Consider the following 16014-nt stretch of genomic DNA (forward strand, 5'->3'; position numbering starts at 1 on the left):
GCACTCACCTTAACATACTGAATCTGTCGCCGTGTGCTGGTTTCTCTATCTTGTTCGAACCGCTGATAATGCGCTCTATACGGGCATCACAACCGATGTGCCGCGCCGCTTCCTGCAACATCAGACGGGAAAAGGGGCGAAGGCGTTGAGGGGTAAAGGAGAGCTGACGCTGGCGTTTTCCGCGGTCGCAGGCGATCGCTCGCTGGCGCTCCGGCTGGAGTACCGCATTAAACAGCTCACGAAGCGCCAGAAAGAGCGCCTCGTCAGCGGAGACGGGACGTTTGAGGCGCTACGCGAGAGCCTGCAAAGGCCGCCGGTTAAAAGCTATTGAAGCGATCGTGGTATTCCACCAGGCCGCTCACGCCGTTAAGCGCATCGTCGGCCAGACGGTGGACCTGGAAAGCCGACTCGGTGCCCGGCCAGCGGCAACGCAGATCGTAATGTGCCGCTTTCTCGAAGCCTAAACGGCTGTAGAAATCCGGATCGCCCAGCGTCACGACCGCGGCGTAGCCAAACTCATTGAGTGAATCCAGCCCTTCGTAGACCAGCTGGCGCGCCAGGCCCTGTCCGCGATAGTTTTCATCCACCGCCAGCGGCGCCATGGCAACCCACTGCAGCTCTTCGCCCTGCACGATGACCGGGCTAAAGGCCACGTAGCCAACGACCTGACCTTCATCATCGGTGGCGACCAGACCCAGCGTAATCAGGCCGTCTTCACGAAGATCGCGAACCAGTTGCGCTTCACCTTCCCCTTCAAACGACCGGCGTAATAAGGCGTCAATACCCGGGGCATCGATGCCAATTTCTACTCGAATCAACATGGCTCACCTACAGAAGTGTGTTTACTTTCCGGCGGAGTTTTCAGACCCGCCTCGACAAAATCGGCCAGTTGCAACAGGGCCACGCGCAGCGGCTTCGGCATCTGTTCCAGTTCAATCGCATCCATCAGGTTTTTGACATACAGACCTAACTCGGTATCGCCTTCAATCACCAGACGACGCTGGAAGAAGAGCGTGTCGGGATCCTGCTTGCGTGCCGCGATCAACAGCAGATCGCTGGCGTCAGCGCTAAAGCTGACGTCCGCCTCGGCGGATTCGCGCACCACCAGCTGTTCATTTTCAACGGAGGTGTACCAGCGCAGACCAATATCCCGCACCTCGATACGTAACCAGCGCCCTTCAAGAAATTCCAGCTCGCCATCCGCCAGCGCCTGGCGGAATTGCCAGCTGAGCACCTGCTCCAGTACCTGGCGCTTCAGGGCAAAGGGCGCGAGCTTAACCGGCACGCTCAGCAGCGACGGGCCAAATTGTACGAGACGTGAACGCAGTTTATCCAGCACGAGCAATACTCCTGATATCTATGGTCCTGATATTTTGCCATATCCAGTCGTCGGTATAGCGGGGTAAATCAACAAACTGACATCCGGCGTAACCCATTATTGGTGTCATCAATACGCCATTAGCTGCCTTAAATCAAAAATTGTCGCCGGATGGTTAATTAAAATCCCTGTTCGATAACAATTTTGCATCCCTCTGGGGCTGCGAACGTCAGGATAAATTATGGAGCTGCTCTGCCCTGCCGGGAACTTACCGGCGCTAAAGGCGGCCATCGAAAACGGCGCCGATGCGGTTTATATCGGGCTGAAGGACGATACCAATGCCCGTCACTTCGCTGGTCTCAATTTTACCGAGAAAAAACTGCAGGAAGCGGTGAGCTTCGTACATCTTCATCGCCGTAAACTGCATATCGCTATCAATACCTTTGCCCACCCCGACGGCTATCAACGCTGGCAGCGCGCGGTGGATATGGCGGCACAGCTGGGTGCCGACGCCCTGATTCTGGCCGATCTCGCCATGCTGGAGTATGCCGCAGAACGCTATCCCCACATTGAGCGCCATGTCTCCGTACAGGCGTCTGCTACCAACGAAGAGGCCATACGCTTTTATCATCGACATTTTGAGGTGTCGCGCGTGGTGCTGCCGCGCGTGCTCTCTATTCATCAGGTTAAGCAACTGGCGCGGGTCACGCCAGTTCCGCTGGAAGTTTTTGCCTTTGGCAGCCTGTGCATCATGGCTGAAGGGCGTTGCTACCTCTCTTCTTATCTCACCGGGGAATCGCCCAACACCGTGGGCGCCTGCTCCCCTGCCCGCTACGTGCGCTGGCAGCAAACCCCGCAGGGGCTGGAGTCGCGTCTGAACGAGGTGCTGATTGACCGCTATCAGGATGATGAAAACGCCGGCTATCCGACGCTGTGCAAAGGTCGCTATCTGGTGGATGGCGAGCGCTACCATGCGCTGGAGGAGCCCACCAGCCTGAACACCCTTGAACTGCTGCCGGAACTGCTGGCCGCCAATATCGCCTCGGTGAAAATCGAAGGACGCCAGCGCAGCCCGGCCTATGTCAGCCAGGTGGCAAAAGTGTGGCGCCAGGCGATCGATCGCTGCATGGCAAATCCGCAGAGCTATACGCCAGAACCGGCGTGGATGGAGACGCTCGGCTCGATGTCCGAAGGCACGCAGACCACGCTGGGTGCGTATCACCGTAAATGGCAGTGAGATAAAGCATGAAATATTCATTAGGACCGGTGCTCTATTACTGGTCGAAAGAGACGCTGGAAGACTTTTATCAGCAGGCGGCAACCAGCCAGGCGGATGTGATCTACCTCGGCGAGGCGGTCTGTAGTAAGCGTCGCGCTACAAAGGTGGGTGACTGGCTGGAGATGGCGAAAACCCTGGCCGACAGTGGCAAGCAGGTCGTGCTCTCTACACTGGCGCTGGTTCAGGCCTCGTCAGAACTGAATGAGCTCAAGCGCTACGTGGAGAACGGTGAATTTCTGCTGGAGGCCAGCGATCTCGGCGTAGTGAACCTGTGCGCCGAGCGCAAGCTGCCGTTTGTCGCCGGGCATGCGCTGAACTGCTACAACGCCGTGGCGCTGCGCCTGCTGCTCAGACAGGGGATGACACGCTGGTGTATGCCGGTGGAACTCTCCCGAGACTGGCTGGTGAACATCCTGGCGCAGTGCGACAAGCTGGGGATCCGCAATCAGTTTGAAGTGGAAGTGCTCAGCTACGGGCATCTGCCGCTGGCTTACTCCGCCCGCTGCTTTACCGCGCGTTCAGAGAACCTGCCGAAAGATGAGTGCGAAACCTGCTGCATCAAATACCCCAACGGACGCAGTATGCTGTCGCAGGAGAAACAGCAGGTGTTTGTCCTCAACGGCATTCAGACCATGAGCGGCTACGTTTACAACCTCGGCAACGAACTGGCCTCAATGAAAGGGCTGGTGGATATGGTGCGTCTGTCGCCGCTGGGCACCGATACCTTCGCCATGATCGACGCCTTCCGCGCCAATGAAAATGGCGCAGCCCCACTGCCGCTGACGGCGAACAGCGAGTGCAACGGCTACTGGCGACGTCTCGCCGGGCTGGAGCTGCAGGACTAAAAAAGGCTCACTTTGTTAACAACGACTGTAAAATTTTAATGCACTATTAAAGATTCACCGTCGACAAAGTGAGCTGCTATGACTGATAAATCCATTCCGTTTTCGGTGCTGGACCTGGCGCCGATCCCTGAAGGCTCCTCGGCAAGGGAAGCCTTTACCCACTCACTGGATCTCGCCCGCCTGGCTGAACAGCGCGGCTATCATCGCTACTGGCTGGCGGAACACCACAATATGGCCGGGATCGCCAGCGCCGCCACCTCAGTGCTGCTCGGCTATCTGGCGGCGAATACCACGACGCTCCATTTAGGCTCGGGCGGCGTGATGCTGCCTAACCATTCGCCGCTGGTTATTGCCGAGCAGTTTGGCACCCTCAATACCCTCTATCCGGGCCGTATCGACCTGGGATTGGGTCGCGCACCGGGCAGCGATCAGCCTACCATGCGCGCCCTGCGTCGCCATATGAGCGGTGACATCGATAACTTCCCCCGCGACGTGCTTGAACTGGTGGAGTGGTTTGATGCCCGTGACCCAAATCCGCAGGTGCGTCCGGTGCCGGGCTACGGCGAGCAGATCCCGGTGTGGCTGTTAGGCTCCAGCCTCTACAGCGCGCAGCTGGCCGCGCAGCTGGGCCTGCCGTTTGCGTTTGCGTCGCACTTTGCGCCGGATATGCTGCACCAGGCACTGCATCTCTATCGCACTAACTTTAAGCCTTCGGCGCGGCTGGAAAAACCGTATGCGATGGTGTGCATCAACATCATTGCCGCTGACAGCAACCGCGATGCGGAATTCCTGTTTACCTCCATGCAGCAGGCCTTTATGAAGCTGCGCCGCGGCGAGACGGGGCAACTGCCACCGCCGGTGGAGAATATGCACCAGCTATGGTCGGCATCAGAACAGTATGGCGTGCAGCAGGCGTTAAGCATGTCGCTGGTAGGGGATAAAGCGAAGGTGCGTCACGGGCTGGAAGCGGTGCTGCGTGAGACGCAGGCTGATGAGATCATGGTCAACGGCCAGATCTTCGATCACCAGGCGCGTCTGCATTCGTTCGATCTGGCGATGCAGGTGAAAGAGGAGCTGGTGGGGTAGTTTTTTGCCGGGCGGCGCTGCGCTTGCCCGGCCTACTCCATCCCTGTAGGCCCGGTAAGCGAAGCGCCGCCCGGCATTATGTTCACTGATATACAGGCAGCAGATTTAAGCTCGACAGCACGTGGACCACTGCGTTGCCGATACCGAACACCAGGATCAGCGCAATCATCGGCTTGCCGCCCCAGACGCGGAATTTTGGGCTACCGAAGCGCTTGCGTGATTTACGCGCCAGCAGCGCCGGAACAATCGCCGCCCAGATCGTTGCCGCCAGCCCCGCATAGCCAATGGCATACAGGAAACCGTTCGGCCACAGCAGGCCACCAATGACCGGCGGCAGGAAGGTCAGCAGCGCGGTTTTCAGACGCCCCAGCGCAGAGTCATCAAAGCCACAGAGATCGGCCAGATAGTCAAACAGCCCCAGGGTCACGCCAAGGAACGAGCTCGCCACGGCGAAGTTGGAGAAGATCACCAGCAGCAGGTCCAGACTGCGGCTGTTGAGCACGCCACTCAGCGCCTGCACCAGCACATCAATATTCCCGCCCTTCTGCGCAATGCCGATGAACTCCGGACGCGGAATGTTACCCATCGTCCCCAGCAGCCAGATGACATACAGCCCCAGCGCCAGCAGCGTGCCGTAGACCAGGCAGCGGGTGATGGTGCGCGGATCTTTGCCGTAATATTTCATCAGGCTCGGCACATTACCGTGATAGCCAAACGACGCCAGACAGAACGGCAGGGTCATCAGCAGATAGGGTGAATACGACGTGTTGCTCTGCGCCACGTTAAACAGCGTGGCGGGCGTAACATGCCCCAGCAGGCTGCCGAAGGTCAGGAAAAAGGTGATGACTTTGGCGCCCAGCACAATGGCCGTCATCCGGCTCACCGCTTTGGTACTCATCCAGACGATAAACGCCACACCCAGGGCGAAGCAGAGCCCCGCCAGCCGCGCCGGTACGTTCAGCGACATCTCTGCGAAGGTGTGATGCAGAATCGAACCGCTCGCCGAGATATAGGCGTAGGTCAGGATATAGAGCACAAAGGCAATGGAGATACCGTTGACGATATTCCAGCGCTTGCCCAGCAGGTCGCGGGTGATGGTGTCAAAGCTCGACCCAATGCGGTAGTTGAGATTAGCTTCGAGGATCATCAGCCCCGAGTGCAGCATACAGAACCAGGTAAAGACCAGCGCCGCCAGCGACCAGAAGAACCACGCCCCGGACATGACCACCGGCAGGGAGAACATCCCCGCACCTATGATGGTGCCGCCGATGATCACCACACCGCCGAGCAGTGAAGGTGACGTTTGGGTGGTGGTTAGTGTCGCCATACAGCCTTTTCTCCAGTCAATAATTTGGGACCTGCATCTTAATGTGCTGCACTGTACCAGTACAATAGTACAAAAGGAATAAAAAAAGCCCCGATAAAAATATCGGGGCTGTATATTTTACTTTACGCTACAGGGCGTGAAGCTTACGCGTCACGACGACGAACCGGGCCATCTTCGCGACGTGGGCCACGGCTTTCACGACGCTCACCGCTGAAACGGCCTGCACCTGGTGCAGCCCCTTCACGACGAGGACCACGACCGCCTTCACGACGCTCGCCACCGAAGCTGCGGCCACCGCCACGACGTTCGCCGCCACGGTCCGGACGCGGCTGAGCATCGCCCAGCAGCTGCATGTTCATCGGCTTGTTCAGGATGCGGGTACGGGTAAAGTGCTGCAGAACCTCGCCCGGCATACCTTTTGGCAGTTCGATGGTGGAGTGGGTACCGAACAGCTTGATGTTACCGATGTAACGGCTGCTGATGTCGCCTTCGTTAGCGATCGCGCCAACGATATGACGAACTTCAACACCATCATCACGACCCACTTCAATGCGGTACAGTTCCATTTCGCCAGCATCACGACGTTCGCGACGTGGACGGTCTTCACCACCACGCTCTGGACGGTCGCCACGCGGGCCACGATCGTTGCGGTCGCCACGACGTTCGAAACGATCGTCACGGTCACGGAACTCACGCTTAGGACGCATCGGTGCATCTGGCGGCACGATCAGAGAACGTTCGCCCTGCGCCATCTTCAGCAGTGCAGCGGCCAGCGTTTCGATATCCAGCTCTTCGCCTTCGGCGGTCGGCTGGATCTGCGTCAGCAGCGCACGGTACTGATCCAGATCGCTGCTCTCCAGCTGCTGCTGGACTTTCGCGGCGAATTTTTCCAGACGGCGTTTGCCCAGCAGCTCTGCGTTTGGCAGGTCTGCTTCTGGAATGGTCAGCTTCATGGTGCGTTCGATGTTACGCAGCAGACGACGCTCGCGGTTCTCAACGAACAGCAGCGCACGGCCCGCACGACCTGCACGACCGGTACGGCCGATACGGTGAACGTAAGACTCGGAGTCCATCGGGATGTCGTAGTTAACAACCAGGCTGATACGTTCAACGTCCAGACCACGTGCTGCCACGTCGGTTGCAATCAGGATATCCAGACGACCGTCTTTCAGACGCTCCAGCGTCTGCTCACGCAGCGCCTGGTTCATGTCGCCATTCAGCGCTGCGCTGTTGTAGCCGCTACGCTCCAGGGCTTCTGCCACTTCCAGGGTCGCATTTTTGGTACGAACGAAGATGATCGCCGCATCAAAATCTTCTGCTTCCAGGAAACGCACCAGCGCTTCGTTTTTACGCATACCGTACACAGACCAGTAGCTCTGGCTGATGTCCGGGCGAGTGGTCACGCTGGACTGGATGCGCACTTCCTGCGGCTCTTTCATGAAGCGGCGGGTAATGCGACGGATCGCTTCCGGCATGGTGGCAGAGAACAGGGCGGTCTGATGACCTTCCGGGATCTGCGCCATGATGGTTTCTACGTCTTCGATGAAGCCCATGCGGAGCATTTCGTCAGCTTCATCCAGTACCAGACCGCTCAGTTTAGAGAGATCCAGCGTACCGCGTTTCAGGTGATCCAGCAGACGACCCGGCGTACCGACGACGATCTGTGGACCCTGACGCAGGGCGCGTAACTGCACGTCATAACGCTGGCCGCCGTAAAGGGCAACCACGTTTACGCCGCGCATGTGTTTAGAGAATTCAGTCATAGCTTCCGCCACCTGAACAGCCAGTTCACGGGTCGGAGCCAGTACGAGGATCTGCGGTGCACGCAGGTCCGGGTCAATGTTATTCAGCAGCGGCAGCGAGAACGCTGCGGTTTTACCGCTACCAGTCTGGGCCATGCCCAGCACGTCACGACCAGAGAGCAGATGTGGGATACATTCTGCCTGGATCGGAGATGGTTTTTCGTAACCCAGATCGTTAAGGGCTTCAAGGATAGGAGCCTTCAGGCCCAGATCTGCAAAAGTGGTTTCGAATTCAGCCATGTAGTACGAGTGCCTCAATGTCAATGGCGGCCAGTCTACATAACTTATCGTGAAAATTTTCAGTAATTTTCATTGAAAGTGTGAACCGGCTCAAAGTAGGTGTATTGACGAACAACAACGCCCTCACCAGTAAAGGTGATGGCAATCAAAAGATTACGGGCTGATGTTTATGTCGTCAGCTATTGCTGGTCCGATTCTGCCAGGTCGTCATGCTCCTGGCCCAAGAGCGATAATTCCAACAATGCATAACGGTGCTCAACGTAGTTGTGTACGTTGTTAGCAACCGCTAACTTGAACAGTGCCGTAGCGCTGTCCGTATCCCCCAGACTTAGGTAGTACTTACCTAAATAGAAGTTGGTTTCACTGAGATGCTCAGCGAGCGAGGTGTTATCCGTTGCGTCCGCCTTCAAGCGTTCCATTAGCGTTGCTTCGCTAATGTCGCCCAGGTAGAACTCGACAATATTCCATCCCCACTGCTCCTTGTCCGATTTGTCGAAGCGTTGCTTTAACGCGTCTTTAGCCTGCTTTTCGTCGAGCTTCTGCTCAACAATGAAAAGCCACAGGCTACGGAAAGGATCGTTAGGATCGTCTTGATAAAACGCCAGCAGATCATCTTGCGCTAACTTGTCACGACCGCCGTAATACAATGCGATACCGCGATTCAAGTGCGCGTAGTTGTAAGTTGGATCAAGCTCAAGTACAGAATCAAACGCTTCATAGGCAGCATCAAAATTGCCTGCCTGCGTTAAATAAATGCCTAAGTAATTGAATACTTCAGGCATATCCGGTCGGATCGCCAACGCTTGTGAAAAATCATTTCGCGCCAGTGCCCTCAGACCAAGACTATCATACAACACTCCGCGCTCATATAAAAGCTGTGCGCGTTCGTCATCGGTTAAAGCCCGACTGGCAAGAATTTGTTCCATGCGTGCCAGAATCACTTCCTGCTGCAAAGTCGGTTGCAGTGGCACTGCGAGGACTTCACTTTTACGCCAGGCAGAGTTGCTGCATCCTGCCAGCGTCAAAGCTGTCGCAACGAAACACCAGCGCAGAAAAGGCTTCATTTCCCACTCCCGAAGACAACTATTGGATGAACGTCCTGTCCCCCGGCGGCTTAACAAGGCGTCCTGCCTGATAACAAGCCCCCCGCTTGCACGGGGGGCAAACGGCAACCTTACTCGCCCTGTTCGCCAGCCGGAGCTTCCGGCGCAGCGGCAGGCTGAGACTGCTCGGTCGCTTCTTTGATGCTCAGACGAATACGGCCCTGACGGTCAACTTCGAGAACTTTAACCGGCACTTCCTGACCCATCTGCAGGTAATCGGTCACTTTCTCAACGCGCTTGTCAGCGATCTGAGAGATGTGAACCAGACCTTCTTTACCGCCACCGATGGCAACGAATGCGCCAAAGTCAACGATACGGGTCACTTTACCATTGTAGACACGGCCCACTTCGATCTCGGCAGTGATCTCTTCGATACGACGGATAGCGTATTTCGCTTTCTCGCCGTCGGTCGCTGCGATCTTCACAGTACCGTCATCTTCGATTTCGATGGTGGTGCCAGTCTCTTCGGTCAGAGCACGGATAACAGAACCGCCTTTACCGATAACGTCTTTGATCTTGTCCGGGCTGATCTTAATGGTGTGGATACGTGGAGCGAACTGAGAAATATCGCCACGCGGCGCGTTGATCGCCTGTTCCATCACGCCCAGGATGTGCAGACGTGCACCTTTAGCCTGGTTCAGCGCAACCTGCATGATCTCTTTGGTGATGCCTTCAATTTTGATATCCATCTGCAGGGCAGAGATACCTTCGCGGGAACCCGCGACTTTGAAGTCCATGTCACCCAGGTGATCTTCGTCGCCCAGGATGTCAGACAGAACAACGAAGTTGTCGCCTTCTTTCACCAGACCCATTGCGATACCCGCAACGGCCGCTTTCACCGGTACGCCCGCATCCATCAGTGCCAGAGAAGCACCGCACACGGAAGCCATAGAAGAGGAACCGTTAGATTCGGTGATTTCAGAAACCACACGAACGGTGTACGGGAATTTATCAGCATCTGGCATCACAGCCAGCACGCCGCGCTTCGCAAGACGACCGTGACCAATTTCACGACGCTTCGGCGAGCCAACCATACCGGTTTCACCTACGGAGTACGGAGGGAAGTTGTAGTGGAACAGGAAGCTGTCAGTGCGCTCGCCCATCAGTTCGTCGATGTTCTGTGCGTCACGGGCAGTACCCAGGGTCGCGGTAACCAGCGCCTGCGTTTCACCACGGGTGAACAGCGCGGAACCGTGAGTACGTGGCAGCACGCCAGTACGCACATCCAGACCACGGATCATATCTTTTTCACGGCCATCGATACGCGGCTCGCCTGCCAGAACGCGGCTACGAACAACGTTTTTCTCGATAGCGTGCAGGATTTCGCCGAGCTCGTTAGCGTCCAGGGACTCATCTTCTGCCACCAGCGTAGCGATGGTTTCAGATTTGATCGCGTCAACCTGGGTATAACGCTCTTGCTTGTCGGTGATGCGGTAAGCATCGCTCAGACGCGCTTCGGCCAGGGCTGCAACGCGCGCATTCAGCGCGTCGTTTGCCGCTTCTGGCTGCCAGTCCCAACGTGGTTTACCGGCTTCTTTCACCAGGTCGTTAATGTTCTGGATAACGATCTGCTGTTGGTCGTGGCCAAAGACCACCGCGCCCAGCATCTGGTCTTCGCTCAGCAGTTCTGCTTCGGATTCAACCATCAGTACCGCCGCTTCTGTACCGGCAACAACCAGGTCCAGCTTGCTTGACTTCAGCTCGTCCTGAGTTGGGTTCAGAACGTACTGGTCATTGATGTAACCCACGCGCGCAGCACCGATAGGACCGTTGAATGGAATACCAGACAGGGAGAGGGCTGCGGATGCGCCGATCATCGCAACGATGTCCGGGTTAACCTGTGGGTTAACGGAAACAACGGTCGCGATAACCTGAACTTCGTTAACGAAGCCTTCCGGGAAGAGCGGACGAACCGGGCGGTCAATCAGACGCGCGATCAGGGTTTCGCCTTCGCTTGGACGGCCTTCACGACGGAAGAAACCACCCGGGATTTTACCGGCAGCGTAAGTACGCTCCTGGTAGTTTACGGTCAGTGGGAAGAAGTCCTGACCTGGTTTAGCTTTTTTCTGGCCAACAACGGTCACGAATACCGCGGTGTCATCCATGCTTACCATAACAGCAGCAGTAGCCTGACGTGCCATCATGCCGGTTTCCAGCGTAACGGTATGTTGACCGTACTGGAATTTACGAACGATCGGATTCAGCAAGATTCTGTCCTTTCTTAAATGAATGACAGCACACCAAAGGCGTGCTGACTTTTACCGGACCTTCTTCGCATCCTCGCGACTAATGACAACCGACACCCCCATGGGTGAAGCCTCTCATTAGCCGCGCGAACCTCTGCAATGAAGATCATTTATAGCAACAATACATTAGTTTCCAGTGAATTGCTGCGGTCTGGTTGAAAAAAGGGGCCATAAGGCCCCCTTTTCTGAAACTCGCAAGACTTAGCGACGCAGGCCCAGACGCTCGATCAGCGCGGTGTAGCGTGCAACATCTTTACGTTTCAGGTAGTCGAGCAGTTTACGACGCTGAGAAACCATGCGCAGCAGACCACGACGGCTGTGGTGATCTTTTTTGTGCTCTGCAAAGTGACCCTGCAGGTGGTTAATCTGTGCAGTCAGCAGTGCAACCTGAACTTCGGTAGAACCGCTGTCGTTAGCATCACGACCAAACTCAGAAACGATTTTAGCTTTAGCTTCAACGCTTAGAGACATTTTAAAACTCCAAAATTTAAAGAATGAAAGGAAGCCGATCTCTAATTCAGCTTTCCCATGTATAACGTTTGCCAATTGTTAAACAATTTACCAGACGTTAAGCCGCAATATTCTACCCGCCTCCCCTGCTTATCGCAAGGCAAGGCGTCAGCTTATGCCGGATATTCAACCACCAGACGGCGTGGGGCAACACGACCTTCGTCGTCGATTTCCCCCATCCCGATAAAGGTGTTGTCATCCCCTTCCGTAACGCGCACCAGCCCTTGCGCCGGGACATTCGTCGTGCGCACCGGGTTGCCGTTTTTAAAGTAAACGGAGGAGGTCAGCGGCAGATTGACAACCGGATAGTCCGAAGCAGGACTGTCCATTGGCATCAGTAATGGGTCCAGCAGGTCCGCAGCCTCTGTGCCCTGCTCCTGCGCCTGGTCCACCAGCGCCTGCAGCTGCTCCAGCGTCACCATACGTTCAGCCGGGTACTTGCTGACTGCCAGACGACGCAGATAAATAACGTGCGCGCCACAGCCCAGCTTCTCACCCAGATCGTCGATGATGGTGCGGATATAGGTGCCTTTTGAGCAATGCACTTCCAGCTCCAGCTCATCGCCTTCGTGACGAATGAACAGCAGCTCATAGACCGTAATCGGACGGGCCTCGCGTGGCACCTCAATCCCCTGACGCGCATACTCATAGAGCTTTTTGCCCTGATACTTCAGCGCCGAGTACATGGACGGCACCTGTTGGGTGTCGCCACGGAAGCTCTCGAGCGCGGCATCAAGCTGTTCGCTGCTGAACGTCACCGGACGCTCTTCGACGACCTGACCATCGGCATCGGAGGTGTCCGTGCGCTGGCCAAGCTTTGCAATCACGCGGTAGCGTTTGTCCGAATCCAGCAGATACTGGGAAAACTTGGTCGCTTCACCCAGACAAATCGGCAGCATACCGGTCGCCAGCGGATCCAGCGCCCCGGTGTGCCCCGCGCGGTTGGCGTTATATATACGCTTAACTTTTTGCAGCACGTCGTTACTGGATGCACCCTGCGGTTTATCCAGCAGCAGCACGCCGTGCACGTCGCGACCGCGACGACGAGGACGACTCATCAGTCCTCCTTTTTATCGTCCGGGTTCACACGACGCTCATCATCCTGCTTCACCACGCTGGTGACCAGGTTGGACATGCGCATCCCTTCGACCAGCGAGTTGTCGTAGAAGAAGGTCAGCTCTGGCACGATACGCAGGCGCATCGCTTTGCCAAGCAGAGAGCGGATGAAACCAGAGGCTTCCTGCAGCGCTTTAATACCGTTCTTAACCGCGTCTTCATCCTGGTCATTCAGGAAGGTTACGAACACTTTGGCATACGCCAGGTCGCGGGACATCTCCACGCCAGACACGGTGGTCATCATCCCCAGGCGCGGGTCTTTGATTTCGCGCTGAAGGATGATTGCGATCTCTTTTTGCATCTCCTGAGCCACGCGCTGCGGGCGACCAAATTCTTTCGCCATAATAAATTCTCCAGACAAAAAAGGGGCCAAAGCCCCTTTTGAAATTTAATGCCGGGTGGCGCGAGGCGATCCCGGCCTACAATCGGCAATCTTAGCGAAGATTACGCGATAGTGCGTTGGATCTCGATGATCTCGAACACTTCGATCATATCGCCAACGCGAACGTCGTTGTAGTTCTTAACGCCGATACCACATTCCATGCCGTTACGGACTTCGTTAACGTCATCTTTGAAGCGGCGCAGGGATTCCAGCTCGCCTTCGTAGATAACCACGTTGTCACGCAGTACGCGGATTGGGTTGTGACGTTTGATGTTACCCTCGGTAACCATACAGCCCGCGATCGCACCGAATTTAGGTGATTTGAACACGTCACGCACTTCAGCCAGACCGATGATCTGCTGTTTCAGTTCCGGAGACAGCATACCGCTCATCGCCGCTTTCACTTCGTCGATCAGGTTATAGATGACGGAGTAGTAACGCAGATCCAGGCTTTCCGCTTCGATCACGCGACGCGCAGAGGCATCGGCACGCACGTTGAAGCCAACCAGAATCGCGTTGGAAGCTGCAGCCAGGGTTGCGTCGGTTTCGGTGATACCACCTACGCCGGAACCGATGATCTTCACTTTCACTTCGTCGGTAGAGAGTTTCAGTAAAGAGTCGGAGATCGCTTCCACAGAACCCTGAACGTCGGCCTTCAGAACCACGTTCACTTCGTGAACTTCGCCTTCGGTCATGTTGGCGAACATGTTCTCGAGTTTAGATTTCTGCTGACGAGCCAGTTTAACTTCACGGAATTTGCCCTGACGGTACAGCGCAACTTCACGCGCTTTCTTCTCGTCACGAACAACGGTCACTTCATCACCGGCAGCCGGAACACCGGAGAGACCCAGGATTTCCACAGGAATGGATGGACCCGCTTCCAGCACTTCGCGACCCAGTTCGTCACGCATTGCACGAACACGGCCATATTCGAAGCCACACAGCACGATGTCGCCTTTGTTCAGGGTACCTTCACGTACCAGAACGGTCGCAACCGGGCCACGGCCTTTATCCAGGAAGGATTCGATTACCGCACCGCTCGCCATACCATTGCGAACCGCTTTCAGCTCCAGAACTTCAGCCTGCAGCAGGATAGCGTTCAGCAGGTCATCGATACCGGTACCCACTTTTGCAGAAACCGGGATGAACTGGGACTCACCGCCCCACTCTTCCGGCATAACACCGTACTGGGACAGTTCGTTTTTAACGCGATCCATGTCCGCTTCTGGCTTATCGATTTTGTTCACTGCAACAACCAGAGGCACCTGCGCCGCTTTCGCGTGCTGGATAGCTTCGATGGTCTGTGGCATGACGCCATCGTCTGCTGCGACAACCAGAACAACGATATCCGTTGCCTGAGCACCACGTGCACGCATGGAGGTAAACGCGGCGTGCCCCGGGGTATCCAGGAAGGTGATCATCCCGTTATCGGTTTCTACATGGTATGCACCGATGTGCTGGGTAATGCCGCCTGCTTCGCCGGAGGCAACCTTCGTAGAACGAATGTAGTCCAGCAGAGAGGTTTTACCGTGGTCAACGTGACCCATGATGGTCACAACCGGTGCACGCGGCTCAGCTGCTGCGCCAGTGTCACGGTCGCTCATTACCGCTTCTTCCAGCTCGTTTTCACGACGCAGGATAACTTTGTGGCCCATCTCTTCGGCAACCAGCTGTGCAGTTTCCTGGTCGATAACCTGGTTGATGGTCGCCATTGCGCCCAGCTTCATCATCGCTTTGATGACCTGAGAGCCTTTAACCGCCATCTTGTTAGCCAGATCGCCAACGGTGATGGTTTCGCCGATCACAACGTCACGGTTAACGGCCTGCGCTGGCTTCTGGAAGCCCTGCTGCAGAGCGGAACCTTTACGCTTGCCGCCTTTACCACCGCGAACGGCAGCACGTGCTTCTTCACGGTCAGCTTTTGATTCGGCGTGCTTGTTGCCTTTTTTGGCTGGACGCGCGGCTTTTGCACTACGCGTGCGGCCACGACCACCTTCAACTTCACGGTCGTTGTCATCTTCAGCCTGACGCGCGTGCTGGGAGGTAGTGACGTGATAGTCGCTGGTGTCTTCGGACGGTTCAGCGGTATTCACCCCGTTTTTCTCGTTCTCTTCTGCCATACGGCGCGCTTCTTCAGCAACGCGACGGGCTTCTTCTTCGAGCTTGCGGCGGGCTTCTTCTTCCGCTTTACGCTTCAGCTCAGCTGCTTCATTTTCACGGCGGGCTTTTTCTGCCTGGGCGGTTTTGGTCATATCGTCAGTCTGTTGATTGCTCACTTTGTCTTTTTCCGCAGCGTCGCGCTTCGCTTTTTCAGCGGCGTCACGTTTCGCTTTTTCTGCGGCCTCACGTTCAGCTTTTAATACTGCCTCACGTTTGGCGTTTTCTTCCGCCTCACGCTGGGCTTGCTCTTCCGCTTCACGCTGTGCCTGCTCTTCCGCAGCGAGGCGCTCTGCCTCTTGCGGATCACGTTTTACAAAGGTGCGCGTCTTGCGGACTTCGATTTGTACCGATTTGCTTTTTCCACCGGTACCTGGAATGTTTAACGTGCTACGCGTTTTGCGCTGCAGCGTTAACTTGTCAGGCGTTGAACCATGTTCACGGTTCAGATGCGTTAACAAGGTTTGTTTTTCTTGCGCGGTCACCGAGTCATCAGCGGACTTCGGGATCCCTGCATCAGCAAATTGCTGTACCAGGCGATCCACGGAGGTCTGAATCTCAGCAGCCAGCGTTTTTACAGTTACATCAGTCATGCTGTTCCTT

General features: G+C 56.1%; 15 protein-coding genes. 4 read left to right on the forward strand and 11 right to left on the reverse strand.

The window, feature by feature from the left end; all coding sequences use genetic code 11:
- The first annotated feature begins 31 nt into the window (after positions 1 to 31).
- The gene (locus C2U54_RS01830) at positions 32 to 331 is read left to right on the forward strand and encodes a GIY-YIG nuclease family protein (RefSeq protein WP_103177153.1); all 300 of its coding nucleotides are present in this window, start codon (positions 32 to 34) and stop codon (positions 329 to 331) included.
- On the opposite strand, the gene C2U54_RS01835 is transcribed toward C2U54_RS01830, so the two are convergent.
- Together C2U54_RS01835 and ubiT are read right to left on the reverse strand one after the other, a co-directional pair.
- On the reverse strand, positions 318 to 821 hold the full coding sequence (locus C2U54_RS01835; RefSeq protein WP_103177154.1) for a GNAT family N-acetyltransferase: 504 nt from the start codon (positions 819 to 821) through the stop codon (positions 318 to 320). The two genes, C2U54_RS01830 and C2U54_RS01835, sit on opposite strands and share 14 nt — an antisense overlap.
- Entirely contained in the window at positions 815 to 1339 is a 525-nt protein-coding gene (gene ubiT / locus C2U54_RS01840) for a ubiquinone anaerobic biosynthesis accessory factor UbiT (protein ID WP_103177155.1), read from the reverse strand. The genes C2U54_RS01835 and ubiT overlap by 7 nt, the downstream gene beginning before the upstream one ends.
- Positions 1340 to 1559: 220 nt before the next feature.
- On the opposite strand from ubiT, the gene ubiU reads away from it, so the two are divergent.
- From ubiU to C2U54_RS01855, 3 genes are all read left to right on the forward strand, one after another.
- A complete protein-coding gene (gene ubiU / locus C2U54_RS01845) occupies positions 1560 to 2555 on the forward strand; it encodes a ubiquinone anaerobic biosynthesis protein UbiU (protein ID WP_103177156.1) in 996 nt (331 codons plus the stop codon).
- Between the two features lie 8 nt (positions 2556 to 2563).
- Positions 2564 to 3442, forward strand: a complete 879-nt coding sequence (locus C2U54_RS01850) for a U32 family peptidase (RefSeq protein WP_103177157.1) — start codon at positions 2564 to 2566, stop codon at positions 3440 to 3442.
- 78 nt (positions 3443 to 3520) lie between these two features.
- Positions 3521 to 4528: a luciferase-like monooxygenase gene (locus tag C2U54_RS01855; protein WP_103177158.1), complete on the forward strand. Its 1008-nt coding sequence runs from the start codon at positions 3521 to 3523 to the stop codon at positions 4526 to 4528.
- Positions 4529 to 4610: 82 nt separating this feature from the next.
- On the opposite strand, the gene mtr is transcribed toward C2U54_RS01855, so the two are convergent.
- The 9 genes from mtr to infB all read right to left on the reverse strand — a co-directional run bounded on the left by mtr (position 4611) and on the right by infB (position 16004).
- Positions 4611 to 5855, reverse strand: coding sequence for a tryptophan permease (mtr, locus tag C2U54_RS01860; protein WP_103177159.1), 1245 nt, complete (start codon positions 5853 to 5855; stop codon positions 4611 to 4613).
- 143 nt (positions 5856 to 5998) lie between these two features.
- Entirely contained in the window at positions 5999 to 7897 is a 1899-nt protein-coding gene (locus C2U54_RS01865; RefSeq protein WP_103177160.1) for a DEAD/DEAH family ATP-dependent RNA helicase, read from the reverse strand.
- Positions 7890 to 7970: a protein YrbN gene (yrbN, locus tag C2U54_RS28050; RefSeq protein ID WP_103177161.1), complete on the reverse strand. Its 81-nt coding sequence runs from the start codon at positions 7968 to 7970 to the stop codon at positions 7890 to 7892. Before yrbN ends, C2U54_RS01865 begins: the two co-directional genes overlap by 8 nt.
- 106 nt (positions 7971 to 8076) lie before the next feature.
- Positions 8077 to 8961 carry a lipoprotein NlpI gene (gene nlpI, locus C2U54_RS01875; RefSeq protein ID WP_103177162.1) on the reverse strand — a complete coding sequence of 295 codons (885 nt, stop codon included), beginning with the start codon at positions 8959 to 8961 and terminating at the stop codon, positions 8077 to 8079.
- 110 nt (positions 8962 to 9071) lie between these two features.
- Entirely contained in the window at positions 9072 to 11207 is a 2136-nt protein-coding gene (pnp, locus tag C2U54_RS01880; RefSeq protein ID WP_103177163.1) for a polyribonucleotide nucleotidyltransferase, read from the reverse strand.
- A 240-nt stretch (positions 11208 to 11447) separates the two neighbouring features.
- Positions 11448 to 11717 (reverse strand): 30S ribosomal protein S15, encoded by a 270-nt coding sequence (rpsO, locus tag C2U54_RS01885; protein WP_032614416.1) that lies wholly within the window; start codon positions 11715 to 11717, stop codon positions 11448 to 11450.
- Positions 11718 to 11869: 152 nt separating this feature from the next.
- Positions 11870 to 12814 carry a tRNA pseudouridine(55) synthase TruB gene (truB, locus tag C2U54_RS01890; protein ID WP_103177164.1) on the reverse strand — a complete coding sequence of 315 codons (945 nt, stop codon included), beginning with the start codon at positions 12812 to 12814 and terminating at the stop codon, positions 11870 to 11872.
- The gene (gene rbfA / locus C2U54_RS01895; protein WP_103177165.1) at positions 12814 to 13215 is read right to left on the reverse strand and encodes a 30S ribosome-binding factor RbfA; all 402 of its coding nucleotides are present in this window, start codon (positions 13213 to 13215) and stop codon (positions 12814 to 12816) included. Before rbfA ends, truB begins: the two co-directional genes overlap by 1 nt.
- Before the next feature lie 101 nt (positions 13216 to 13316).
- The gene (gene infB / locus C2U54_RS01900; protein WP_103177166.1) at positions 13317 to 16004 is read right to left on the reverse strand and encodes a translation initiation factor IF-2; all 2688 of its coding nucleotides are present in this window, start codon (positions 16002 to 16004) and stop codon (positions 13317 to 13319) included.
- Positions 16005 to 16014: the final 10 nt, after the last annotated feature.

Source organism: Leclercia sp. LSNIH1 (assembly GCF_002902985.1).
Taxonomy (GTDB): Bacteria; Pseudomonadota; Gammaproteobacteria; order Enterobacterales; family Enterobacteriaceae; genus Enterobacter.

Excerpts from the sequence above, each read along its gene's own strand:
- C2U54_RS01835 (WP_103177154.1), bottom strand. The coding sequence starts at position 821 with ATGTTGATTCGAGTAGAAATTGGCATCGATGCCCCGGGTATTGACGCC.
- ubiU (WP_103177156.1), top strand. The coding sequence starts at position 1,560 with ATGGAGCTGCTCTGCCCTGCCGGGAACTTACCGGCGCTAAAGGCGGCC.
- C2U54_RS01850 (WP_103177157.1), top strand. The coding sequence starts at position 2,564 with ATGAAATATTCATTAGGACCGGTGCTCTATTACTGGTCGAAAGAGACG.
- C2U54_RS01855 (WP_103177158.1), top strand. The coding sequence starts at position 3,521 with ATGACTGATAAATCCATTCCGTTTTCGGTGCTGGACCTGGCGCCGATC.
- mtr (WP_103177159.1), bottom strand. The coding sequence starts at position 5,855 with ATGGCGACACTAACCACCACCCAAACGTCACCTTCACTGCTCGGCGGT.
- C2U54_RS01865 (WP_103177160.1), bottom strand. The coding sequence starts at position 7,897 with ATGGCTGAATTCGAAACCACTTTTGCAGATCTGGGCCTGAAGGCTCCT.
- yrbN (WP_103177161.1), bottom strand. The coding sequence starts at position 7,970 with ATGAAAATTACTGAAAATTTTCACGATAAGTTATGTAGACTGGCCGCC.
- nlpI (WP_103177162.1), bottom strand. The coding sequence starts at position 8,961 with ATGAAGCCTTTTCTGCGCTGGTGTTTCGTTGCGACAGCTTTGACGCTG.
- rpsO (WP_032614416.1), bottom strand. The coding sequence starts at position 11,717 with ATGTCTCTAAGCGTTGAAGCTAAAGCTAAAATCGTTTCTGAGTTTGGT.
- truB (WP_103177164.1), bottom strand. The coding sequence starts at position 12,814 with ATGAGTCGTCCTCGTCGTCGCGGTCGCGACGTGCACGGCGTGCTGCTG.
- rbfA (WP_103177165.1), bottom strand. The coding sequence starts at position 13,215 with ATGGCGAAAGAATTTGGTCGCCCGCAGCGCGTGGCTCAGGAGATGCAA.
- infB (WP_103177166.1), bottom strand. The coding sequence starts at position 16,004 with ATGACTGATGTAACTGTAAAAACGCTGGCTGCTGAGATTCAGACCTCC.